Raw genomic sequence first — 22977 nt, 5'->3', positions numbered from 1 at the left:
CGATTGCGAAGCGATCGTAAATCCTGATCACACGGTTTTAAACACCGTGTGCCTGATTTCACGACGGCTTCGCCGCCGAACGCAGCCTTGGGCAGCGGCTACAGTTGATTTGCAGCGAAGTCCTTTCGCCCATGACCTGCTAGCGTTATCCTTCAAACCATCTTATTTGCCTCAGGGCGGCTAAAAACGACTTTGAACGCACCCATCGAACCACATCGTTTTCTCCTCGAGCCTTTTGAGGCTCGCCGTTTCGCCAATCTGTGCGGGCTGTTGGACGAGCATTTGCGCTTGATCGAACAACGCCTGGCGATCGAAATCCGCAATCGCGGCAATCAGTTCGAACTGATCGGCGACCCAAAAATCACGTTATCCGCAGAAAACCTGCTGCGCCGTCTGTACCGCGAGGCCAAAGCCACCGAGCTTTCGCCAGACATGGTGCACCTGTTCTTGCAGGAATCCGCGGTACAGGACCTCGCCAACGACCCCGTGGCCGAAGCCAGTGTTTCCTTGCGCACCAAAAAGGGCATGATTCGCCCGCGCGGCATCAATCAGCAGCGCTACGTCAAAGAAATCCTGGGCAACGACATCAACTTCGGCATTGGTCCGGCGGGTACGGGTAAAACCTATCTGGCCGTGGCCTGCGCAGTAGATGCCCTTGAGCGCGAGCAGATCCGTCGCATCCTGCTGGTGCGCCCGGCGGTTGAAGCTGGTGAAAAGCTTGGGTTCCTGCCCGGCGATCTGTCGCAGAAAATCGACCCGTACCTGCGCCCGCTGTACGACGCCCTGTACGAGATGCTCGGTTTTGAATACGTGGCCAAGCTGATCGAGCGCCAGGTGATCGAAGTCGCACCGCTGGCCTACATGCGCGGTCGTACGCTCAACAACAGCTTCATCATTCTCGACGAAAGCCAGAACACCACCGTCGAGCAAATGAAGATGTTTCTGACCCGTATCGGTTTCGGCTCCACCGCCGTGATCACCGGTGACATCACCCAGATCGACCTGCCCAAAGGCACCAAGTCAGGGCTTAACCATGTCATCGAAGTGCTCAAGGATGTGCCGGGTATCAGCTTTACGCACTTCCAGTCCAAAGACGTCGTGCGCCACCCTCTGGTGCAACGCATCGTAGAGGCCTATGGCCGCTATGAGCAGGACGCTGCCGACAAGTTGGCCGCCCTGCCTGCCGCCAAGGATTACCGCCACGATGCTTGAGCTTGACCTGCAACTGGCGAGCGAAGCCGGCGCGCCTTCCGAAGCCCAGTTCCGCCAATGGTGCGAACTGGCGTTGCGCCAGCGCAGCGCCGATTCGGAAATGACCATCCGCCTGGTCGACGAGCCTGAAGCCCGCGAACTGAATCACACGTGGCGCCAGAAAGACTACGCGACCAACGTGCTGTCCTTTCCGGCCGACGTGCCCGATGAGTTCCTCGATATCCCGCTACTGGGCGACCTGGTGATTTGTATCGCCGTGGTTGAACGCGAAGCCGCCGAGCAAGGCAAGGCACTTGAAGCCCACTGGGCGCATCTGGTGATTCACGGCTGCTTGCATCTTCTGGGTTACGACCATATAGAAGACGAAGAAGCCGAAGAGATGGAAGCACTGGAACGAACGTTGCTTGCTGAACTGGGCCATCCGGACCCGTACGCAGACGACGAAAACTGATCAACACCACTGAAATTACCAAGGGATACGAGTAAATCGCTATGAGCGAAGACCGATCGAGCAACGGGCAAAAGTCATGGTTGGGTAAGCTGACCCAGGCCTTTGCCCATGAGCCGAAAAACCGCCAGGAGCTGCTTGAGCTGCTGCGCGAAGCACATCAAAACAAATTGTTGGACAGCGAAGCGCTGGCCATCGTCGAAGGCGCCATTCAAGTGGCTGACCTGCAAGTACGCGACATCATGGTGCCGCGTTCGCAGATGATCAGCATCAAGGCGACCCAGACACCCCGCGAATTTCTCCCGGCGATCATCGACGCAGCCCACTCGCGCTACCCGGTGATCGGCGACAGCCACGACGAGGTACTCGGCGTACTGCTGGCCAAAGACCTGCTGCCGCTGATCCTTCAAGAGAACGGCGACAAGTACAACATCAAGGATTTGCTGCGTCCGGCGACGTTTGTCCCCGAGTCCAAGCGCCTGAACGTGTTGCTGCGTGAGTTCCGCGCCAACCACAACCACATGGCCATCGTGATCGACGAATACGGCGGCGTGGCGGGTTTGGTAACGATTGAAGACGTTCTCGAACAGATCGTCGGCGATATCGAAGACGAACACGATGTCGAAGAAGACAGCTACATCAAGCCGCTGCCCAGCGGCGACTTCCTGATCAAAGCCCTGACCCCTATCGAAAACTTCAACGAGTTCTTCGACAGTGACTTCTCCGACGATGAATTCGACACCGTCGGCGGCTTGGTCATGAGTGCGTTCGGGCACTTGCCAAAACGCAATGAAATCACTGAAATCGGCCCCTACCGCTTCCGCATCCTGAATGCTGACAGCCGCCGAATTCACTTGATTCGCCTGACGCCTATCGCCCGCTAAACCTCCCACACCAAGGATTGAAATGCGCTGGATAACCTCCCCCGGCTGGCCCGGTAACTTGCTGGCCGTGGTGGCCGGCGCACTGACAACCTTGGCGTTGGCACCTTTCGACATCTGGCCGCTGGCGCTGGTTGCCCTGGCCATGTTCTACCTCGGCCTGCGTGACCTGTCGCCCAAACAGGCGCTGGGCCGTGGCTGGTGTTTCGGCTTTGGCCTGTTTGGCGCGGGCACCAGCTGGATTTACTACAGCATCCACAACTTCGGTGGCGCGTCGGTGTTGCTGGCCGGGTTGTTAATGCTGGCGTTCACGGCGGCCATTGCGTGGTTTTTCGCCCTACCCGCCTGGTTGTGGGCACGCTGGATTCGTCGCAATGAAGCCCCGCTGGCAGACGCACTGGCGTTCGCTGCGCTGTGGGTTGCGCAAGAGGCCTTTCGCGGCTGGTTCCTCACCGGTTTCCCGTGGCTGTATTCGGGTTACAGCCAGCTCGACGGCCCATTGGCCGGGCTTGCACCGCTGGGTGGCATGTGGCTGATTTCCTTCACCCTGGCACTGACCGCAGCCCTGCTGTGCAACCTGCCGCGCCTGATCAAGGCCAAACGCACGGCGTTTATCGGCGCAGGCTGCGTACTGCTGATCGGCCCGTGGTGCATCGGCCTCGCTCTCAAACATCACGCGTGGACCAGCCCTTCGGGCGACCCGCTGAGCGTGGCGGCGATTCAGGGCAATATCGAACAAAGCATGAAGTGGGACCCTGAACAACTGAATGCGCAGTTGGCCTTGTACCGTGACATGACCTTTAGTTCCAAACGCGCAGACCTGATTATTTGGCCCGAGACAGCGATTCCCGTGCTCAAGGAAAACGCAGAAGGCTACCTGAGCATGATGGGTCGCTTCGCCGCCGAGCGGCATTCGGCCTTGATTACCGGTGTACCGATTCGCCAGGAAGTACGCCATGAGCCGCGTTTTTTCAACGGCATCACGGCCGTGGGCGAAGCGGACGGCACCTACCTGAAACAAAAACTGGTGCCGTTTGGCGAGTACGTGCCGTTGCAAGATGTGTTGCGTGGACTGATCGCCTTCTTCGACCTGCCGATGTCTGACTTCGCACGCGGCCCGGCCGAGCAGGCGCTGCTGCAAGCCAAGGGTTATCAGATCGCGCCGTTTATTTGCTACGAAGTGGTGTACCCGGATTTCGCAGCCAGCCTGGCGGCCAAGAGCGACATTTTGCTGACCATCAGCAACGACACCTGGTTCGGCACCTCGATTGGCCCGTTGCAACACTTGCAGATGGCGCAGATGCGCGCACTGGAGGCGGGCCGCTGGATGATTCGCGCGACTAACAATGGCGTCACCGGGTTGATTAACCCGTATGGCCAAATCACCGCGCAGATCCCGCAATTCGAGCGCGGGATTTTGTACGGCGAAGTGGTGCCGATGCACAACCTCACGCCTTACCTGCAATGGCGCTCGTGGCCGTTGGTCATTGTGTGTGGCCTGCTGATTGGCTGGGCGTTGATCACCAGCCGGATTGCCAAAACGGTGTAGCAAGCGCCCGGTCGAGACGCTAAGACCGATCAAGCTTGAAAGCACACTGCGCGGTTGCGGCGGGCGGCGTAGCCGTCGCCAAGGCATTCAGCCCGCAACCCCGGCATATCGCAGCGGTTGAATCGACGGCTGCTGCGCCCCTGCTCGCAGCCTCGTACCTTGACAGCGACTACCTCGCGTTGAGCGGATTTACCGGTGCTTGGGACTTGAGCACAACCTCATCCCTGGGCAGCGCCTGGCAAGGTCATCTCTGTAATGGCGGGTGCGTATCAGCGGTAAAACAGCGGATACGCCACTTGCCCTGCGGCTTCGTTCAGCAATTGACCCGACTGCCAGATCGACTTGAACTCTGGCATCCAGCCGCCCAAAGGCCGGGCGTTGTCTCGTCCCAGAAACCCGACGGGCGCGGGCACCACGTCGAAACCGGCTTGTTCAAAGCTCCAGACCGAACGCGGCATGTGCCAGGCCTGCGTCACTACGACCACGCGCTTGATGCCTTGCGGCAACAAAATATCGGCGCTCATTTGAGCGTTTTCCCAAGTGGTACGGCTTTGTTCTTCTTTCCAGCGCACCTGCACGCCAAAGTCATCGCGCAGCGAGTCAGCCATTAACTGAGCCTCACTGGGCGGCGTACCGTAGTGCAAACCGCCGGTGGTCAGCAGCGGCAAACCCGATGCTTTAGCCAACCGCGCCGCATAACGCTGGCGCTCTAATCCGGTGCCCGTTGGCTGGTCACTGCCCCACGCCGGATCGCCACGCTCACGGCCCGACCCCAATACCACGATCGCGTCGGCGCGCTGCGCCAAAGTCGACCATTCGCTTTGGGCCAACGCCGGTTCGCGTTCCAGTGCACGCGCACTCCACTCCACCACCACCGGCAAGCTCATCAACCAAAAGCCAGCCACACCCACGGCAAACAGAGCGCCTGCCAAGCGTGGACGCGAACGACGCAGCCACCAGGCAAGCACCAAAATCAGCAGCAGAATGCCGGGCGGTAAAAGAAGTTGTTTAACGAAATATCGAATAGGCATCGAGCATCTCCAAAGATGCCCGAAGCCTAAGGGGGTTGAACCGATGCAACAACAGGCAACGTGAGTGACTGAATAAAAAGGCCTGCTTCATCAACCCTGGGACACGTACTGCATCAAACGATGACTCACGAGCACAGCGTGAATGGCCGTGCTACCCCTTTGCTCCCTTAACCCTGTCCTTGAGCCAGATGACCTTGGCTGTCGGGGGTGCATGCTGCACATTACTGCTGCCTTGCGAACGGCCATCGGCCTCGCGCTCGCTCCGGTTCAAGTATGCGTTGATCAACTCCAGCTCGGCACGACTCAAGCCTCGCAATTCCAGTTCGGCAGGCCGCTCATCACGTAACTGCACTGCCGTTTTTGCTGAATCAAGGGCCACGCTCAAACGATTAATCAGCCGCTCATACACCTGTGACGTTACTGCTGTGCGTTGCGTTTCTGCCATCCGTTCACCTCATCGAAGGAAATAGATCACCCCCGAGATCAAGCTTAGCTGCGCTCGCAAAGCCGGTGCATTGCAGCGACCAACGGAAGGCAGAGGCAATCAGGGTTTCCCTCGATAGAGTGGGGTCATGTATGCTACGGAACTTCCTGTAACCCCTACTCCAACATGACCGGGCAACACAATAGCCGGCCATAGGTTGAAGAGGATTAGGCCACCCTTTATTAGTACAAGTAGCCATGCACGAACAATATCAGCCCCGTGAAATAGAAGCCGCCGCCCAATCATTCTGGGACAACCAAAAGTCCTTCGAAGTCAGCGAAGATCTAGGCAAGGAAACGTTCTACTGCCTATCGATGTTCCCGTACCCAAGCGGCAAGCTACACATGGGGCACGTGCGCAACTACACCATTGGCGACGTGATCTCCCGTTACCAGCGCATGCTCGGTAAAAACGTGTTGCAACCAATGGGTTGGGACGCGTTCGGCATGCCGGCCGAAAACGCCGCGATGAAAAACAAAGTCGCACCGGCCAAATGGACCTACGACAACATCGCCTACATGAAAACCCAGCTCTGCAGCCTGGGTTTGGCCGTCGACTGGTCGCGCGAAATCACCACCTGCAAGCCTGATTACTACCGCTGGGAACAATGGCTGTTTACCCGCCTGTTCGAAAAAGGGGTGATCTACCGCAAAAACGGCACCGTGAACTGGGACCCGGTCGACCAGACCGTTCTGGCCAACGAGCAAGTGATCGACGGCCGCGGCTGGCGTTCGGGCGCGGTGATCGAAAAGCGCGAAATCCCGATGTACTACTTCAAGATCACCGCTTACGCCGATGAACTGCTTGAGGGCCTGGACGACATGCCGGGCTGGCCCGAGCAGGTCAAAACCATGCAGCGCAACTGGATTGGCAAGTCCCGCGGCATGGAAGTGCAGTTCCCGTATAACGTCGATTCCATCGGCGAAGCGGGCACGCTCAAAGTCTTCACTACCCGTCCTGACACCCTGATGGGCGCCACCTATGTGGCCGTTGCCGTTGAACACCCGCTGGCCACCCAGGCCGCGCAAGGCAATCCTGAGCTGCAGGCCTTCATCGCCGAATGCAAAGGCGGCAGTGTCGCTGAAGCCGACATGGCCACCCAAGAGAAAAAGGGCCTGCCTACTTCGCTGTTCGTCGAGCACCCACTGACCGGTGAAAAGCTCCCGGTGTGGGTCGCCAACTATGTGTTGATGCACTACGGCGATGGCGCAGTGATGGCCGTGCCGGCACACGATGAACGCGATTTCGAATTCGCCACCCAATACAACCTGCCGATCAAATCGGTCGTACGCACCAGCGCGGGCGATGCCTCGCCTTCACCGTGGCAGGACGCGTACAACGAACACGGCCCGCTGATCAATTCCGGCGAGTTCGATGGCCTGGACTTCGACGCCGCCTTTGCTGCGATGGAAGCCGCCTTGACAGCCAAAGGCCTGGGTCAATCGCGCACTCAATTCCGTCTGCGCGACTGGGGCGTGAGCCGTCAACGCTACTGGGGCTGCCCGATTCCTATCGTGCATTGCGACACCTGCGGCGATGTGCCAGTCCCTGAAGACCAACTGCCTGTTGTGTTGCCAGAAGACGTCGTACCCGATGGCGCCGGTTCGCCATTGGCGCGCATGCCTGAGTTCTATGAGTGCAGTTGCCCGAAATGCGGCGCACCGGCCAAGCGTGAAACCGACACGATGGACACCTTCGTCGAGTCGTCGTGGTACTACGCCCGCTACGCCTCGCCGCACTATGAAGGTGGCCTGGTCGAAAAGGCTGCGGCTGACCACTGGCTGCCTGTCGATCAGTACATCGGCGGCATCGAACACGCGATCTTGCACCTGCTGTACGCGCGCTTCTTCCACAAATTGATGCGCGACGAGGGTCTGGTCGGCTCCAACGAACCGTTCAAGAACCTGCTGACCCAAGGCATGGTGATTGCCGACACCTATTTCCGTACGCTGGACAACGGTGGCAAGGACTACTTCAACCCGGACGACGTAGAAGTGGTGCGTGACGCGAAGGCCAAGATCATCGGCGCTACGCTGAAGTCGGACGGTCTGCCGGTTGAAATCGGCGGCACGCAAAAAATGTCCAAGTCGCTGAACAACGGCGTTGACCCGCAATCGATGATCGAACAATACGGCGCCGATACCTGCCGCCTGTTCATGATGTTTGCTTCGCCACCCGATGCCAGCCTCGAATGGTCGGACGCAGGTGTTGAAGGTTCGCACCGCTTCCTCAAGCGTGTATGGCGCCTGGCCCATGCCCACGTTGGCCAGGGACTGCCTGGCCCGCTGGACATCGGCACCCTGAACGACGAGCAAAAAGTCATTCGCCGCGCCATTCACCAGGCCATCAAACAAGCGAGCCAGGACGTCGGCCAGCATCACAAATTCAACACCGCCGTCGCGCAAGTGATGACCGTGATGAACGTGCTGGAAAAAGCGCCGCAAACCACCGAACAAGACCGCGCCCTGCTGCAAGAGGGCCTGGAAACCGTGGCGCTGCTGTTGGCACCGATCACCCCGCACATCAGCCATGAGCTGTGGAATCAGCTGGGTCACATCGACGCCATCATCGACGCGCCGTGGCCAACACTGGACGAAAGCGCGTTGGTGCAAGACACGCTGCAACTGGTGATTCAGGTCAACGGCAAGCTGCGCGGGCAAATTGACATGCCCGCCGCTGCCAGCCGCGAAGACATTGAAGCGGCTGCCCGTATCAACGAAAACGTGTTGCGCTTCACCGAAGGCCTGACGATCCGCAAGGTCATCGTTGTGCCGGGCAAACTGGTCAACATCGTCGCCAGCTAAATTGGAACAGGCGCCCCGCCCTACGTGCGGGCGCCCAATAAAACCTTCCGGGCCGCTCAGTCGGCCTATCTGGTTTCAAGGGGAGCAACACATGATCAAACGCAATTTGCTGGTGATGGGCCTCGCGGTACTGCTGAGCGCCTGCGGCTTCCAGCTGCGTGGCACCGGCACCAATCAGTTGTCCATTACTGAACTCGATGTGACCGCGCGTAATGCCTATGGCGATACCGTGCGCCAACTGCGTCAGGTACTGGAAAACAGCGGCGTTAAAATCTCTGCCGGCGCGCCGTATCACTTGATCCTGACCAACGAGCAAGAAACCCAGCGCGCAGCCAGCTATGCGGGCAATGGCGGCACGGTAGAGTACGAATTGACCAACGTACTGAACTACGAGATCCGCGGCGAACACAATCTGCCGTTGCTCGATAACAAGATTGAAGTGCACAAGGTCTACTTGCAGGACAGCAGCAACATCACTGGTTCTGGCCAGGAAGCCACCATGATTCGCGGCGAAATGCGTCGCGAGCTGGTGCAACAGATGGTGCTACGCCTGGAGCAGCTCACGCCTGAGCAGTTGGCCAAATTGCAACAAGTGGCTGACGAGAAGGCAAAGGCTGAAGCCGACGCTCTCGAAGCTGCGCGCAAAGCGCAAGAGGCGACCCCGCAACAGTCGCCACTCGAAGTACCCAATCAGTAAGGCATACGGGGCGCTCAGGCGCCCCGTCATCTATCAAGTCCTATGAAACTCACCCCCGCTCAACTCGCCAAACACCTGCAAGGCAACCTGTCGCCGGTCTATATCATCAGCGGCGATGACCCGTTGCTGTGCCAGGAAGCCGCAGACGCCATTCGCAGTACCGCCCGCCAACAAGGTTACGACGAACGCCAGGTATTCAGCGCTGACGCCAGTTTTGACTGGGGTTCACTGCTGCAAGCAGGCGCCAGCATGTCACTGTTTGCTGAAAAGCGACTGCTGGAACTGCGCTTGCCTTCCGGCAAACCGGGCGATAAAGGGGCTGCTGCACTGATCGAGTATTGCGCCCGCCCCGCCGAAGACACACTGCTGTTGATCAGCTTGCCCAAACTCGATGGCAGCGCGCAGAAAACCAAGTGGGGCAAGGCACTGGTTGAAGGTGCGCGCACTCAGTTCGTGCAAATCTGGCCGGTCGACGCCAATCAATTGCCGCAATGGATTCGTCAGCGTTTGTCTCAGGCCGGTCTTTCAGCAACGCATGACGCTGTCGAACTGATCGCGGCTCGGGTCGAAGGCAACTTACTCGCCGCCGCCCAAGAAATCGAAAAGCTCAAACTGATGGCTGAAGAAGGCCAGATCACCGTCGAGACCGTGCAAGCGGCCGTAGCGGACAGCGCGCGTTTTGATGTGTTCGGGCTGGTCGACGCGGTACTCAATGGCGAGGCCACCCATGCGCTGCGCATGCTCGAAGGCTTGCGCGGCGAAGGTGTCGAGCCACCTGTGATCTTGTGGGCACTGGCGCGCGAACTGCGGGTGCTGGCCAACATTGCATTGCAATACAGCCAGGGCACCCCACTGGACAAAGCCTTCAGCCAGGCCCGGCCACCGGTGTGGGATAAACGCAAACCCCTGATGAGCAAAGCCTTGCAACGTTATTCCGCACAACGCTGGGCGCACCTGTTGATGGACGCGCAACGTATTGATGCACAAATAAAAGGCCAGGCGGCGGGTTCTGCGTGGAGCAGCTTGAGTCGATTAACGCTGCTGATGTGTGGGCAACGTCTGAATCTGCCTGCGGAGTAAACACCTCGCCCCGCAGGAATTTTGGGGCGCAGCATGCCCTCTGGACAACGCTGAAAAACTGGCCGATGATTTGCCCGTGTTTAATCCAGCGAGAGTCAACGCCATGAGCAAGCGCCCCAACGAGGCCAAATCCATTGTCGCCCAACCCTTGTTCCGCAGCCGCCAGGAACGCCCCGCCAAAGGCAAAGGCAGCTACCGCCGCGAAGCCTTCCAGTCGAGAGACCGGGAGGCTTTTTACCTTCTGGCTGCCTGACGACGGGAATGTTAAGGTCTGCATCTGATTCGCATTACCTGGACCTGCGCATGCCCTCAAGTCATACACGCCGTTGGCCGATGCGCCAACTGATCGCTGCTTCTAGCGTCATCCTTTTAGTCGCCTGCGCAGAGAAACCCACCGCAGCCGATGCTCAACCCCTGCCTGTGACGCCTGCCGCACCTGCGGTGATCTCGGCGCCTGTTGCAGACACCCTCGACATCCAGCCCGCTCAAAGCTTCAGCGAGTGGCAAGCCAATTTCCGCGTTCAAGCCCTTAAAGCCGGGATCAGCCCGCTGGTGTTTGATAACGCATTCAAAGACATCACCCCGGACATGGGCGTGATCAAGGCCGACCGCAGCCAACCTGAATTCAGCCGCCCGGTGTGGGAGTACCTTGACGGTGCCCTCTCCCCTTTGCGCGTGCGTAACGGTCAACGCCTGCTGGAGCAGAATGCCCAATTGCTGGGCCGCATCGAACAGCGCTATGGCGTTGACCGCCAGGCACTGGTGTCGGTGTGGGGCATGGAAAGTAACTTCGGTACGTTTCAGGGCAACAAGTCGGTGATTCGTTCACTGGCCACCCTCGCCTATGAAGGTCGCCGCCCGGAGTTTGCCCAGAGCCAACTGATCGCCGCGCTGAAAATCATTCAGGAGGGCGACATTTCGCCCGAGAAAATGCTCGGTTCGTGGGCGGGAGCGATGGGGCAAACCCAGTTCATCCCCACCACCTATGAAACCCATGCGGTCGATTTCGATGGCGATGGTCGCCGCGATATCTGGAACAGCTCGGCCGACGCCCTGGCCTCGACTGCTCACTACCTGCAAAGCTCCGGCTGGAAGCAAGGTCAGCCGTGGGGCTTTGAAGTGAACCTGCCAGTCGGCTTCGACTATGCACTGGCTGACGGCGCGGTACGCAAATCTGTTGGCGAGTGGCAAAAGATCGGTGTCATTGTGCCAGCCAACGCGGCGGGAGCTGATCAATTGAGCGCCACCTTGTTGCTACCGGCCGGCTACCGTGGCCCGGCATTTTTGGTGCTGGATAACTTCCGCGCCATCCTTCGGTACAACAACTCATCGTCCTATGCACTGGCCGTGGGTTTGTTGTCTGAACGCTTCGCAGGCCAAGGGACGATCAAAGGGGAGTGGCCCAAGGATGAGCGACCACTAAGCCGCTCAGAGCGTGTCGAACTGCAAACCCTGCTCAGCAACCGCCATTACGATGCGGGCAAAGCGGACGGGATTATCGGGGCGAATACCCGTAAGGCGATCCGTAGCGCGCAGCAAGCCTTGGGCTGGCCCGCAGATGGCTATCCATCCCATAAGCTGCTCGAAAGCTTGCGTAACCCGTAGGCATCGCCCTCACCCCAACCGTTTCCCTGGAGAGGTTGGGGTGAGGAGCTTCAAGCCTTATGGTTGTTGATCGTAACCACGCACTGCTCTAGCACCAACTGCTGGCGATCAGCATCCAGACTCACCAAAGCGCCCATCGGCAACGTAAGGTTCGGGTCGCAATGCCCACTCCGCCAACCTGCCAGCACGGGAATGCCCAAAGGCTCAAACGTCTGCCCCACCAGTCGGATCAACGCCTCGTGTTCAACACCCGCCACATCCCCCACCAAGACCCCGCGCAACCCGGCAAACTTGCCCGCCAGGCGCAATTGCGTCAAGAAGCGGTCGATCCGGTACAGCGGCTCGTTGACGTCTTCGATAAACAGAATGATGTCGTCTGCATCCAGTTCGAACGCGGTGCCCATCATGGCGCAGATCATCGCCAGATTGCCGCCCAGTAAACGACCACAAGCAACGCCCGGCGCCACGGTGGTCAAGGGAAAGGCAGCCGGGTGGGCCAACTGTGATCCTTGACGGCCGCTGAGCATGTCCAGCAAAGAAGATTCGGTGGGCGCCTGTTTGTCACCCAGCAAGTCAGCATTAAGCATCGGCCCGTGAAAGGTCACAAAGCCTGCATAACGGGTGATCGCCAAGTGCAGCGCGGTGATGTCGCTATAACCGATGAACGGTTTGGGATGACGTTTAAGTCGCTCAAAATCGATACCGTCGAGCAAGCGAGGGCTGCCATAGCCGCCGCGCATGCACAAAATGGCGTCAATGCTGTCATCCGTAAACGCGTCGTGCAGATCGCGCAAGCGAGTTGCATCAGCGCCTGCCAGATAACCGTCCTTTTCCCACACGCCAGGAAACACACGCAGTTGATAGCCGCGCGCTTGTATCCATTGGGTAGCAAGGCTCAGGTCAAGTTCGGCGGGGCCTGCCGGGGCGATCAGGCCGATCACCCCGCCAGCGGGTAGCGCGGGCACCGCGCGGTGGGCCTTGTAGGACACCTGCGCGGTAAGCCGGCTATTCATGCGTTCACTCACCAATCAACATGGTTTTGACCAGCTTGGCCTGCTCATCGGCATGGTACGAAGAACGCACCAAGGGGCCCGAGGCGACGTTTTTGAAGCCCATTTTGTAGCCTTCCTCGGCGAACCAGGCGAAGACGTCCGGGTGAACAAAACGCTGCACCGGCAAGTGGCTGCGCGACGGTTGCAGGTATTGGCCCAACGTCAGCATGTCGATGTCGTGCTCACGCATGCGCTTCATCACTTCAATGACTTCTTCGTCCGTTTCACCCAGGCCCAGCATCAAGCCGGATTTGGTCGGGATGTGCGGCATCATTTGCTTGAAGCGTTGCAGCAAGGTCAACGACCACTGGTAGTCGGAACCCGGACGCGCAGCCTTGTAGAGGCGCGGCACGGTTTCGAGGTTGTGGTTGAACACGTCAGGCGGCTCGGCAGCGGTGATTTCCAACGCGACGTCCATGCGCCCACGGTAGTCGGGCACCAGCGTTTCGAGCAGCACGTTCGGCGACAATTTGCGGATTTCACGGATGCAATCGGCAAAGTGCTGCGCACCACCGTCACGCAGGTCATCACGGTCGACCGAGGTGATCACCACGTACTTCAAACGCAAGTCAGCAATGGCGACCGCCAGGCTTTCTGGCTCATTGACGTCCAGTGGCTTCGGTCGTCCGTGGCCCACGTCGCAGAACGGGCAGCGACGGGTGCAGATGTCGCCCATGATCATGAACGTCGCCGTACCGCCGGAGAAGCATTCGCCCAGGTTCGGGCAGGAGGCTTCTTCACACACGCTGTGCAGCTTGTGCTTGCGCAGCAACGCTTTGATGCGGTCGACTTCCGGCGATACCGGGATGCGCACCCGAATCCAGTCAGGCTTCTTCGGCAACTCGGTGGTCGGAATGATCTTGACCGGGATACGCGCAACCTTCTCGGCACCGCGCAATTTGACGCCGGTCTCAACCTTGGAACGGGCCTCGCTGGCGCGGGCTGCACGTTCGGAGATGTCCAGCGTAGGGATCAGGGTTTGAACAGCGTCTTGCGCAGTAGTCATATCAATCGATTCCGCCCGTGAGGGTCGTCTGCTCAGCATAGTCGAGGTGTTTGACGAGTTGCGCACGCAGTCGGGCACTCACCTCGGCAAATTCAATCGGGCCTGCATGGTCACGCAACTGGGTCATCGCCAGCCCCGCATAACCACAGGGGTTAATCCGTCGAAACGGTTCCAGGTCCATGTCTACATTCAGGGCCAGACCGTGGAAAGAGCAGCCATTGCGAATCCGCAGGCCCAGTGAGGCGATTTTGGCGCCGTCGACATAGACACCCGGCGCATCCACTTTGGCCTGAGCGTTCACGCCATAGCTGGCGAGCAGCTCGATCAGGCAGCGCTCCATCCGGCTGACCAGCTCACGTACACCAAACCCTAACCGGCGGACGTCCAGCAACAGATAAGCGACCATCTGACCGGGCCCGTGGTACGTCACCTGCCCGCCGCGGTCCGATTTGACCACCGGGATATCACCCGGCAACAGCAGGTGCTCGGGCTTGCCTGCCTGACCTTGGGTAAACACCGGCGGATGCTGCACCAGCCAGACTTCATCTTGCGTGTCCGGTTGTTGCTTGCGTGCTTCGGTAAAGCGCTGCATCGCCAGCCAGGTGCGCTCGTAATCAAGCTGACCCAGCTCGCGAATACCCAAGACCTGCGACATCACAACACCATGTGCACGAAGCCGGTGGCCCGCAGTTCGCTGTTGATGTTGTAGAGCTGATCCTGATCGGTTGCCACGATGTGCAACTGGATCGTTGTGTACTTGCCATTGGTGCTTTGACGTTCGTCGACACGCTCATCATTGACCGTCGCGTGTTTCTTCACGATGTCGATGATCTTGTCTTTGTTGCCCACACCCGTGTCGCTGATCACCTTAACCGGGTAATCCACGTTAGGGAATTCGATCTTTGGCGCCTTTACTTCGGTATCGCTCATGGCGTATTGGCCTCGTAAGCCCGGAACTACAGACATGACCCCGTGCCGGGTAGGCACGGGGTCACACAGGTGGGTGCAATCAGTTGAACAACCCGTAGAAGAATAGACGGATGCTATCCCACACGCGTCGGAAAATTCCACCTTCCTCAACGGGTTCAAGTGCGATCAAGTCGGCACTGTGAACAACTTTATCGTCGAGTTTGACTTCAACCTTGCCGATCACGTCACCTTTGGCGATCGGCGCCATCAGTTGCGGGTTCATGGTCATGCTGGCCGCGAGCTTTTTCAACTGGCCTTTAGGCAGGGTCAGGGTCAGGTCATCGGCCAGACCGGCTTTGACCTGGTTGGTGGTGCCTTTCCAGACCGGTGCTTGTGCCAGCTCAGTGCCCTTCTGGTAGAAGGTCTGGGTTTCGAAGAAACGGAAACCGTAGGTCAGCAGCTTTTGCGTCTCGGCAGCACGGGCCGCCTCGCTGTTGGTGCCGAACACCACCGCGATCAAACGCATGCCATCACGCACAGCCGACGACACCATGCAGTAGCCCGCTTCATCGGTATGACCGGTTTTCAGGCCATCAACGGTTTTGTCGCGCCACAGCAGCAGGTTGCGGTTAGGCTGCTTGATGCCGTTCCAGAAGAACTCCTTCTGCGAGTAGATCGCATAGTGAGTCGGGTCTTCGTGGATGATCGCGCGAGCCAGCAGCGACATGTCGTGCGCCGACGAGTAGTGATCGGGGTTTGGCAGGCCGGTCGGGTTCATGAAGTGGCTGTTGGTCATGCCCAACTCGCCCGCGGTTTTGTTCATCAGGTCGGCGAACGCGTCTTCACTGCCGGCGATGTGCTCGGACAGCGCAACGCTGGCGTCGTTACCCGACTGAATGATGATCCCGTGCAGCAAGTCGCTGACCGATACCTGGGAACCGACTTTGATGAACATCCGCGAACCACCGGTACGCCAGGCATTTTCGCTGACGGTTACCGGATCGTTTTCACCGATCTGGCCACGACGGATTTCCAGGGTCGCAATGTACGCGGTCATCAGCTTGGTCAGGCTGGCAGGCGGCAGGCGTTGATCGCCATTGTTCTCAACCAGCACGTTACCGCTGCTGGCATCCATGAGCACGTAGGACTTGGCGGCAAGCTGCGGCGGCGACGGCATCATTTCGGCTGCAAAGGCAGCAGGCGTAATGATCAGCGGGACAAGCAGGCACAGGCGTTTGGCAAAGGTGGTGATGTTCATCCGTCTCTCGAAATTGTTAATGGAAACTTACCCTCGCGGGCAAAACTGTTGTGACAGCCGTTTGACGGGCTGTCGCGTATTCAGTTGCAGCGTGGCCCTCGCAGGGCTTTTATTCTTCGCCGCCACAACTGCGTTTGAGCCTCGAAGGTTCAAGGCCCAACGCGTTAATCAGTGTTACTGATCCGATGTCACAACGCTTGGCTGGCCCAGGTTGGCCAGACGCACGCTGTTTTGCGCTTGTTGTACTTCACCGGCCGAGGCGATTGGCCCCAGTCGTACACGGTGCAAGGTTTGTTGATTGCGCACAATTGAACTGATGAACACCGGAGCGCTGACCATGCCACTGAGCTTGGAGCGAAGCAACTCTGCCGCGTCAGGGTTGGCAAATGCGCCGACCTGCAAGTACGTGCCGTGGCCACTGGCCATGCCTGGCACCGGTACGACATCACTGGCGTGCTGCTGCGCAGGTGGCGTCCATTGTTCAACCTTGCCGGTCGACACCGTAGGGCCGGGGGCATTCTGAGCCATTTTTGGCTCATTGAGCATCAACGGCGCCGGGCGACCGCGCTGCGCCCACCACGCTTGCGGGTCAATGCCTTCAACCTTGACCCGCGCCGTGCCGGTTTCGGCATAGCCGAGTTTTTTGGCCGCCGCATAAGACAAGTCAATGATGCGGTCCGAGTAGAACGGGCCACGGTCGTTGACCCGCAGCACTACAGCTTTACCGTTGTCCAGGTTGGTCACTTTGACGTAGCTGGGCAGTGGCAGGGTTTTGTGCGCGGCGCTCATGCCGTACAGGTCATACACCTCGCCATTGGCGGTGTTTTGACCATGAAACTTGGTGCCGTACCAAGAGGCAGTACCCGATGCGACGTAAGTCTTGGACTCTTGAATCGGGAAGTAGGTTTTACCCAGCACGGTGTACGGGTTGGCTTTGTAGGGCCCGGTGTGCAGGGTCGGGGTGGCATCGGGGATGCGCGAGACGTCCACGTCCCACCACGGCGCGCCGTCTTTGTGCGCGCGGTTGATGTCCAGCCCCGGCGTGGCGCGAACAACGGCGGTCGACTTTTGTGGCGCGGCGGTGCGGCTGCTGGAGCAGCTCACCACCAGCAACGCAAGGGCGGCGCAGGCAGCGACTTTAAGAGGTGTGCGGATCGCTAGAAACGGCATTACTTATTGCCCCGTGCTTGAACCAGCAGGTCGGACAGTTGGTGCACTGCCATGGCGTACATCACGCTACGGTTGTAGCGCGTGATCGCGTAAAAATTCTTCAGGCCCATCCAGTATTCAGGGCCGTTTTCGCCTTCGAGACGGAACGCGGTGACCGGCATGTCGTCATGCAGCGCATCATGACTCGACCACCCCAGCGCTCGCAACTCCCCGACGGTTTTCACCGGCTCGATGCCTTGGGTCAAGCCTTCGTCGACCCGCTCGCCCTGTACATCGGCGCGAATCACCACCGGCTCACCGGCCACCCAGCCATGACGCTTGAAGTAGCTGGCAGCGCTGCCAATCGCGTCGTCCGGGTTGCTCCAGATATTGATGTGGCCGTCGCCGTCAAAGTCCACGGCGTAAGCGCGAAAGCTGCTCGGCATAAATTGCGGCAAGCCCATTGCACCTGCGTACGAGCCTTTAAGGGTCAACGGGTCGACCTGCTCTTCACGGGCCAACAACAGGAACTCACGCAGCTCCTTGCGGAAGAACTCGGCGCGTGGCGGGTAATCAAAGCCCAGGGTCGACAACGCGTCGATCACCCGATAATTGCCGGTGTTGCGACCGTAGAAGGTTTCAACGCCGATGATCGACACAATTACTTGTGCCGGAACACCGTATTCCTGCTCGGCACGGGCCAGTACGGCTTCGTGCTCGCGCCAAAAATCGACACCACGGGCAACACGGGCATCAGAAATAAAGATGGGGCGGTATTCTTTCCACTGCTTGACGCGCTCGGCAGGACGCGAAATAGCGTCGAGAATGCTCTGCTTGCGCTGAGCCTGGCGAAACACGTCCATCAGCTGTTCGCCGGCAAACCCGTAGTCGCGGGTCATTTCACCGACAAACTCAGCCACTTGGGGTGAGCCGTCATAGTCGCCAGCCACCGCGCCTTGCGCCGCCCCGAACAGACCCAACAGGCCTACCCATGACGCGTATCGAGCGGCCCAGCCACGCATTACTTGCATTGAATAATTCACCTTAATCAAACTTGCGCGATCCACTTGCGATGCGTGTGGATCGACATCAAAACCCCAAACGCTGACAGCAGCGTGACGAGCGAAGTTCCGCCGTAGCTAATAAACGGCAATGGCACGCCCACCACCGGCAACAGGCCACTGACCATACCGATGTTGACGAAAACATAAACAAAAAACGTCATGGTCAGGCTGCCGGCCAGCAATTTGCCGAACAGCGTCTGGGCCTGGGCCGTAATCACCAGGCCGCGACCAATCAACAACAGGTAGATCAGCAGCAATGCGCAAATCCCTACCAGGCCGAATTCTTCGCCCATCACCGCGATGATGAAGTCGGTGTGGCTTTCGGGCAGAAAGTCCAGATGCGACTGGGTGCCCAACAGCCAGCCTTTGCCAAACACCCCGCCAGAACCGATGGCCGCCTTGGACTGAATGATGTTCCAGCCGGTGCCCAGCGGGTCGCTTTCAGGGTCGAGAAAGGTCAGTACCCGCTGCTTCTGGTAGTCGTGCATCACGAAAAACCACATGGCCACCGCCACCGGGATGGTGGCCGCCAATACGCTGAGGATCCAGCGCCAGCGCAAACCGCCCATAAACAGCACAAACGCACCGCCCGCCAGCACCAGCAACGCGGTGCCAAGGTCGGGCTGGCGCACAATCAGCGCAAACGGCACGCCGATCAGCATCAAACTGATAGCAACGTGCTTGAGCTGCGGGGGCAAGGTGCGCTTGGAGAGATACCAGGCGATGGTCGCCGGCATCAAAATCTTCATGAACTCCGAAGGCTGGAAGCGAATCACCCCCGGTATGTTGATCCAGCGCGTGGCGCCCATCGCGTTGTGGCCCATCACGTCTACCACCACCAGCAACAACACACCGACCAGGTACCCGATGGGCACCCAGCGCGCCATAAAGCGGGGCTCAAGCTGGGCAATGATAAACATCGACACCAGACCGATACCGAACGAGGTCGCCTGCTTGCTCAGCAGGTCCCAGCTTTTACCGCTGGCCGAATACAACACAAACAAACTGCCAGCTGCCAGGGTCAGCAGCAAAATCAGCAGCGGGCCATCAATGTGCAAGCGCTGAAGCAGCGAGGCACGCCGACGCATCACATCCTCACTGGAGAGCATGCGATCAAAATTACTCATCACTGGCCGAAACCTCCGCCTTTGAAGGGCTGGCGTACTCAGGTTTGAGCTTGCCGTCTGCATCCAGTAACCAGGCGTCCATGACCTTGCGCACCACTGGCGAGGCGACGCGGCTGCCCGCCTCGCCGTTTTCAATCATCACCGAGACCGTAATCTGCGGGTTATTGGCCGGCGCAAAACCGACGAACAAAGCGTGGTCGCGGTGGCGTTCCTGAACCTTGGAACGGTCATACTTTTCGCCTTGCTTGATGGCCACCACCTGCGCCGTACCACTTTTGCCGGCAATCAGGTATTGCGCGCCAACCCCGGCGACCCGGGCCGTACCGCGTGCGCCATGCACCACTTGCTGCATGCCGTGGCTGACCTTGGCCCAGTTGGAGGGGTCGCGCAGCACGATATCAGGCATCGGATTCGGGTCCACGGGCGGTACGCCTTCAATGGTCTTGGCCAGATGCGGGCGAATCCACTTGCCCTTGCTGGCAATCAGCGCCGTGGCTTGCGCCAGTTGCAAAGGCGTGGACTGCATGTAGCCCTGACCGATCCCCAAAATCAGGGTTTCACCCGGAAACCAGGCCTGACGTCGGGTGGCGCGCTTCCACTCGCGCGACGGCATCAGCCCCGCCGACTCTTCAAACATGTCGAGGGAGACTTTCTGACCAATGCCGAACTGGTTCATGTAGGTCGACAGCCGGTCTATACCCAGCTTGTGGGCCAGGTCGTAGAAGTAGGTGTCATTGGAACGCATGATCGCCGTGTCCAAATCCACATAGCCATCACCGCTGCGGTTCCAGTTACGGTATTTGTGGTCGTAATTGGGCAACTGGTAATAACCGGGGTCGTAGACGCGCGAGGCACCGGTGATCACGCCGCTGTCGAGGCCGGCAATCGCCACCGCAGGCTTGATGGTCGAACCCGGCGGGTACAGGCCGCGCAAAATCCGGTTAAACAGCGGACGATCAATGGAGTCGCGTAACTCGGCGTAAGCCTTGAAGCTGATGCCGGTCACAAACAGGTTGGGGTCAAAACTGGGTTGACTGACCATTGCCAGCACCTCGCCCGTCATCGGGTTCAGGGCGACAACAGCGCCACGGCGCCCGGCCAGCGCTTCCTCGGCGGCTTCCTGCAACTTGATATCGAGGCTGAGCACGATGTCTTTGCCGGGGATCGGGTCGGTGCGTTTAAGCACGCGCAACACCCGGCCACGGGCGTTGGTTTCAACTTCTTCGTAACCCACCTGCCCGTGCAGCTCGGCTTCATAGAAGCGCTCGATGCCGGTTTTACCGATGTGATGGGTGCCGCTGTAATTGACCGGATCGAGGGTTTTAAGCTCTTTTTCGTTGATCCGCCCCATGTACCCCACCGAGTGCGCAAAGTGCGCGCCTTGCGGGTAGTGGCGCACCAACTGCGCAACCACTTCCACCCCTGGCAGGCGGAACTGGTTAACGGCAATGCGGGCGATCTGCTCTTCGTTCAGCTCAAACAGAATGGGCACCGGCTCAAACGGCCGACGCCCCTGTTTCATGCGCTTTTCAAACAGTGCGCGGTCTTGCGGGGTGAGTTGCAACACCTCAACAATCACGTCGAGCACTTGTTGCCAGTCGCCGGAGCGCTCGCGGGTCATGCTCAGGCTGAAGCTTGGCCGGTTGTCGGCGATCACCACCCCATTGCGGTCAAAAATCAGGCCACGGGTGGGGGGAATCGGCTGCACGTGCACCCGGTTGTTTTCCGACAATGTCGAGTGGTACTCGTACTGCACCACTTGCAAGTAGTACAGGCGCGCGATCAGCGCACAAATGAGCGCCACCACGACACAGGCGCCGACCACGACGCGGCTGCGCACAAGGCGTGCGTCTTTCTCGTGGTCTTTGAGGCGAATCGGCTGAGACATTCAGGACGCTGACTATTTGTGATAAGGGTGCCCGGACAGAACCGTCCAGGCGCGATACAACTGCTCACCAATCAGAATCCTTACCAACGGGTGCGGCAACGTCAACGGCGACAACGACCAGCGTTGATCGGCACGCGCGCACACTTCGGGCGCCAGCCCTTCAGGGCCGCCCACCATGAAGTTGACCGTGCGCGAGTCCAGGCGCCAGCGGTCGAGTTCGACCGCCAGTTGCTCGGTACTCCAAGGCTTACCGTGCACTTCCAGCGTGACAATCCGCTCGCCCGGGCCGACTTTGGCCAGCATGGCCTCGCCTTCCTGACGGATAAAACGGGCCACGTCGGCATTCTTGCCACGGGTATTGAGCGGTATTTCTACCAGTTCGAGCGCCAGCTCGGATGGCAGACGCTTGGCATATTCATGCCAGCCTTCTTCCACCCACTTGGGCATACGCGAACCGACAGCGATCAAACGCAGGCGCACAGCGAACCCTTATTCCTGGTCTTTGTTGAGCTTGAGGAAATGCTCATGGGTGTTTTCCGGGCTGTGGTGAGCAGCGCTGCCTGCACGGCTTTGCTCGGCACCGGCCCACAGACGCTCCAGGTCGTAGAACTGACGGGCGCTGGCGGTCATCATGTGAACGATCACGTCGTCCATGTCCAGCAGTACCCAATCGCTGTCGCCCTTGCCTTCTTCACCCAATGGCTTGACGCCCAGGGCTTTCACCGCTTCACGGATTTTGTCGAGCATTGCGCCGATCTGACGGTTCGAGGTACCGGTGGCAATGATCATGTAATCGGTGATGCTGTGCTTGTCGCGCACATCAATCACTTGAATGTCCTGGGCTTTGACGTCTTCCAGCGCGGCAACAGCAACCTTGACCAGCTCGTCGCCTTTGAGCGGCTCGGCGCTAAAGGTTTTTTCTGGCAGCGGAGCGCTCTTGAAGGTGCCTTTGCGTTTTACTTTGCTTACATCTTTGTTGGTCATATAAAACTCGTTTTGCTCGTATGTTCGGGGGGTTCAATACACGTCAAATCGTGCCTTGAACCACGCCTTTTTCAGTTCGACGCACGGTAAAGCCCGTGCGCATCGATGTAGGCCAGGACCGCGTCGGGCACCAGATAACGTACCGACTTACCGCTGGCCAGCAGTTGACGGATCTGGGTGGCGGATACCGCGAGCGGTGTCTGCCAGACGAATGCAATCTGTCCGCTCGACCCTTTCAGGGCCAGCGGGTCGCTTACCGAGCGCGCCGCCAACAGATTGCGCAAGGCATCCGGCGGTTCGCTGTCGGCATCCGGGCGCTGTAGCACCAGGATATGGCAATGCTGGAGCAACTCTTCCCAGCGATGCCACGTGGGCAGGCCGCAAAACGCGTCCCAACCCAGCAATAAAAACAACTGGTCGTCGGCGGCCAACTCGGCCCGCATCAGTTCCAGGGTGTCGATTGTGTAGGACGGCTTGTCCCGTTGCAGTTCCCGGGCGTCAACCACCAGCGTAGCCACTCCGGCGACGGCGCACTCAACCATCGCCAAACGGTCGTGCGCTGACACTTGCGGGGTGTCGCGGTGAGGTGGCCTGGCGTTGGGGGTCAGACGCAGCTCATCGAGCGCCATCATTTCCGCCACTTCCAGCCCACCGCGCAAATGCCCGATGTGCACCGGATCGAAGGTTCCACCCAACACGCCAATGCGCCGGGGTAACGCGTCGTTCAGCGGTGCCATCATTGGCGCGTC

The 22977-nt window shown here is 59.2% G+C and carries 23 protein-coding genes; 9 read left to right on the top strand and 14 right to left on the bottom strand.

Going from position 1 to position 22977, the window contains the following annotated elements; translation table 11 throughout:
• Nucleotides 1-192: 192 nt before the first annotated feature.
• The 4 genes from AP059_RS14100 to lnt are packed head-to-tail and all read left to right on the top strand — an operon-like array spanning nucleotide 193 to nucleotide 4090.
• Nucleotides 193-1212: a PhoH family protein gene (locus AP059_RS14100; RefSeq protein ID WP_059763857.1), complete on the top strand. Its 1020-nt coding sequence runs from the start codon at nucleotides 193-195 to the stop codon at nucleotides 1210-1212.
• Nucleotides 1205-1663, top strand: coding sequence for an rRNA maturation RNase YbeY (gene ybeY / locus AP059_RS14095; RefSeq protein ID WP_059763855.1), 459 nt, complete (start codon nucleotides 1205-1207; stop codon nucleotides 1661-1663). Before AP059_RS14100 ends, ybeY begins: the two co-directional genes overlap by 8 nt.
• A gap of 41 nt (nucleotides 1664-1704) precedes the next feature.
• A complete protein-coding gene (locus AP059_RS14090) occupies nucleotides 1705-2544 on the top strand; it encodes an HlyC/CorC family transporter (RefSeq protein ID WP_048362388.1) in 840 nt (279 codons plus the stop codon).
• Between the two features lie 22 nt (nucleotides 2545-2566).
• On the top strand, nucleotides 2567-4090 hold the full coding sequence (gene lnt / locus AP059_RS14085) for an apolipoprotein N-acyltransferase (protein ID WP_059763853.1): 1524 nt from the start codon (nucleotides 2567-2569) through the stop codon (nucleotides 4088-4090).
• Nucleotides 4091-4359: 269 nt separating this feature from the next.
• On the opposite strand, the gene AP059_RS14080 is transcribed toward lnt, so the two are convergent.
• On the bottom strand, nucleotides 4360-5121 hold the full coding sequence (locus AP059_RS14080; protein ID WP_059763851.1) for a YdcF family protein: 762 nt from the start codon (nucleotides 5119-5121) through the stop codon (nucleotides 4360-4362).
• A 151-nt stretch (nucleotides 5122-5272) separates the two neighbouring features.
• Nucleotides 5273-5566 carry a hypothetical protein gene (locus AP059_RS14075; protein ID WP_059763848.1) on the bottom strand — a complete coding sequence of 98 codons (294 nt, stop codon included), beginning with the start codon at nucleotides 5564-5566 and terminating at the stop codon, nucleotides 5273-5275.
• Between the two features lie 236 nt (nucleotides 5567-5802).
• Between AP059_RS14075 and leuS the strand changes: the two genes are divergently transcribed.
• The 5 genes from leuS (at nucleotide 5803) to AP059_RS14050 (ending at nucleotide 11791) form a co-directional block, all read left to right on the top strand.
• Nucleotides 5803-8409: a leucine--tRNA ligase gene (gene leuS / locus AP059_RS14070; RefSeq protein ID WP_059763846.1), complete on the top strand. Its 2607-nt coding sequence runs from the start codon at nucleotides 5803-5805 to the stop codon at nucleotides 8407-8409.
• A 91-nt stretch (nucleotides 8410-8500) separates the two neighbouring features.
• Nucleotides 8501-9106 (top strand): LPS-assembly lipoprotein LptE, encoded by a 606-nt coding sequence (locus AP059_RS14065; protein WP_059763844.1) that lies wholly within the window; start codon nucleotides 8501-8503, stop codon nucleotides 9104-9106.
• Between the two features lie 42 nt (nucleotides 9107-9148).
• The gene (holA, locus tag AP059_RS14060; protein WP_059763841.1) at nucleotides 9149-10186 is read left to right on the top strand and encodes a DNA polymerase III subunit delta; all 1038 of its coding nucleotides are present in this window, start codon (nucleotides 9149-9151) and stop codon (nucleotides 10184-10186) included.
• A gap of 103 nt (nucleotides 10187-10289) precedes the next feature.
• Nucleotides 10290-10439: an alternative ribosome rescue factor ArfA gene (gene arfA / locus AP059_RS14055; RefSeq protein ID WP_059763839.1), complete on the top strand. Its 150-nt coding sequence runs from the start codon at nucleotides 10290-10292 to the stop codon at nucleotides 10437-10439.
• 50 nt (nucleotides 10440-10489) lie between these two features.
• Entirely contained in the window at nucleotides 10490-11791 is a 1302-nt protein-coding gene (locus tag AP059_RS14050; RefSeq protein ID WP_059763836.1) for a lytic murein transglycosylase, read from the top strand.
• Between the two features lie 50 nt (nucleotides 11792-11841).
• Here the strand turns inward: AP059_RS14050 and AP059_RS14045 are convergent, their stop codons facing one another.
• The 12 genes from AP059_RS14045 to nadD form a co-directional block, all read right to left on the bottom strand.
• Nucleotides 11842-12804, bottom strand: coding sequence for a S66 peptidase family protein (locus AP059_RS14045; protein WP_059763834.1), 963 nt, complete (start codon nucleotides 12802-12804; stop codon nucleotides 11842-11844).
• A 4-nt stretch (nucleotides 12805-12808) separates the two neighbouring features.
• Nucleotides 12809-13849: a lipoyl synthase gene (lipA, locus tag AP059_RS14040; RefSeq protein WP_048401478.1), complete on the bottom strand. Its 1041-nt coding sequence runs from the start codon at nucleotides 13847-13849 to the stop codon at nucleotides 12809-12811.
• 1 nt (nucleotide 13850) lies between these two features.
• On the bottom strand, nucleotides 13851-14504 hold the full coding sequence (gene lipB, locus AP059_RS14035; RefSeq protein WP_059763832.1) for a lipoyl(octanoyl) transferase LipB: 654 nt from the start codon (nucleotides 14502-14504) through the stop codon (nucleotides 13851-13853).
• Nucleotides 14504-14779 (bottom strand): DUF493 domain-containing protein, encoded by a 276-nt coding sequence (locus AP059_RS14030; RefSeq protein WP_048401480.1) that lies wholly within the window; start codon nucleotides 14777-14779, stop codon nucleotides 14504-14506. Before AP059_RS14030 ends, lipB begins: the two co-directional genes overlap by 1 nt.
• A gap of 79 nt (nucleotides 14780-14858) precedes the next feature.
• Nucleotides 14859-16016 carry a D-alanyl-D-alanine carboxypeptidase family protein gene (locus tag AP059_RS14025; protein WP_048362375.1) on the bottom strand — a complete coding sequence of 386 codons (1158 nt, stop codon included), beginning with the start codon at nucleotides 16014-16016 and terminating at the stop codon, nucleotides 14859-14861.
• 174 nt (nucleotides 16017-16190) lie between these two features.
• A complete protein-coding gene (locus tag AP059_RS14020) occupies nucleotides 16191-17186 on the bottom strand; it encodes a septal ring lytic transglycosylase RlpA family protein (protein WP_048362374.1) in 996 nt (331 codons plus the stop codon).
• A complete protein-coding gene (gene mltB / locus AP059_RS14015) occupies nucleotides 17186-18196 on the bottom strand; it encodes a lytic murein transglycosylase B (protein WP_059763830.1) in 1011 nt (336 codons plus the stop codon). The genes AP059_RS14020 and mltB overlap by 1 nt, the downstream gene beginning before the upstream one ends.
• A 17-nt stretch (nucleotides 18197-18213) precedes the next feature.
• Nucleotides 18214-19317 (bottom strand): rod shape-determining protein RodA, encoded by a 1104-nt coding sequence (rodA, locus tag AP059_RS14010; protein ID WP_048363005.1) that lies wholly within the window; start codon nucleotides 19315-19317, stop codon nucleotides 18214-18216.
• 31 nt (nucleotides 19318-19348) lie between these two features.
• The gene (mrdA, locus tag AP059_RS14005; RefSeq protein ID WP_059763828.1) at nucleotides 19349-21244 is read right to left on the bottom strand and encodes a penicillin-binding protein 2; all 1896 of its coding nucleotides are present in this window, start codon (nucleotides 21242-21244) and stop codon (nucleotides 19349-19351) included.
• 12 nt (nucleotides 21245-21256) lie between these two features.
• Nucleotides 21257-21724, bottom strand: a complete 468-nt coding sequence (rlmH, locus tag AP059_RS14000; RefSeq protein WP_003444191.1) for a 23S rRNA (pseudouridine(1915)-N(3))-methyltransferase RlmH — start codon at nucleotides 21722-21724, stop codon at nucleotides 21257-21259.
• A gap of 9 nt (nucleotides 21725-21733) precedes the next feature.
• On the bottom strand, nucleotides 21734-22228 hold the full coding sequence (gene rsfS, locus AP059_RS13995; protein ID WP_048362371.1) for a ribosome silencing factor: 495 nt from the start codon (nucleotides 22226-22228) through the stop codon (nucleotides 21734-21736).
• 71 nt (nucleotides 22229-22299) lie between these two features.
• Nucleotides 22300-22965: a nicotinate-nucleotide adenylyltransferase gene (gene nadD / locus AP059_RS13990; RefSeq protein WP_162207794.1), complete on the bottom strand. Its 666-nt coding sequence runs from the start codon at nucleotides 22963-22965 to the stop codon at nucleotides 22300-22302.
• Between the last annotated feature and the right edge of the window lie 12 nt (nucleotides 22966-22977).

Source organism: Pseudomonas sp. TAA207 (genome assembly GCF_001529285.1).
Taxonomy (GTDB): Bacteria; Pseudomonadota; Gammaproteobacteria; order Pseudomonadales; family Pseudomonadaceae; genus Aquipseudomonas; species Aquipseudomonas weihenstephanensis.
Note: the sequence above shows the minus strand (reverse complement) of the source record. Positions and strands in the feature narration are given on the sequence as shown.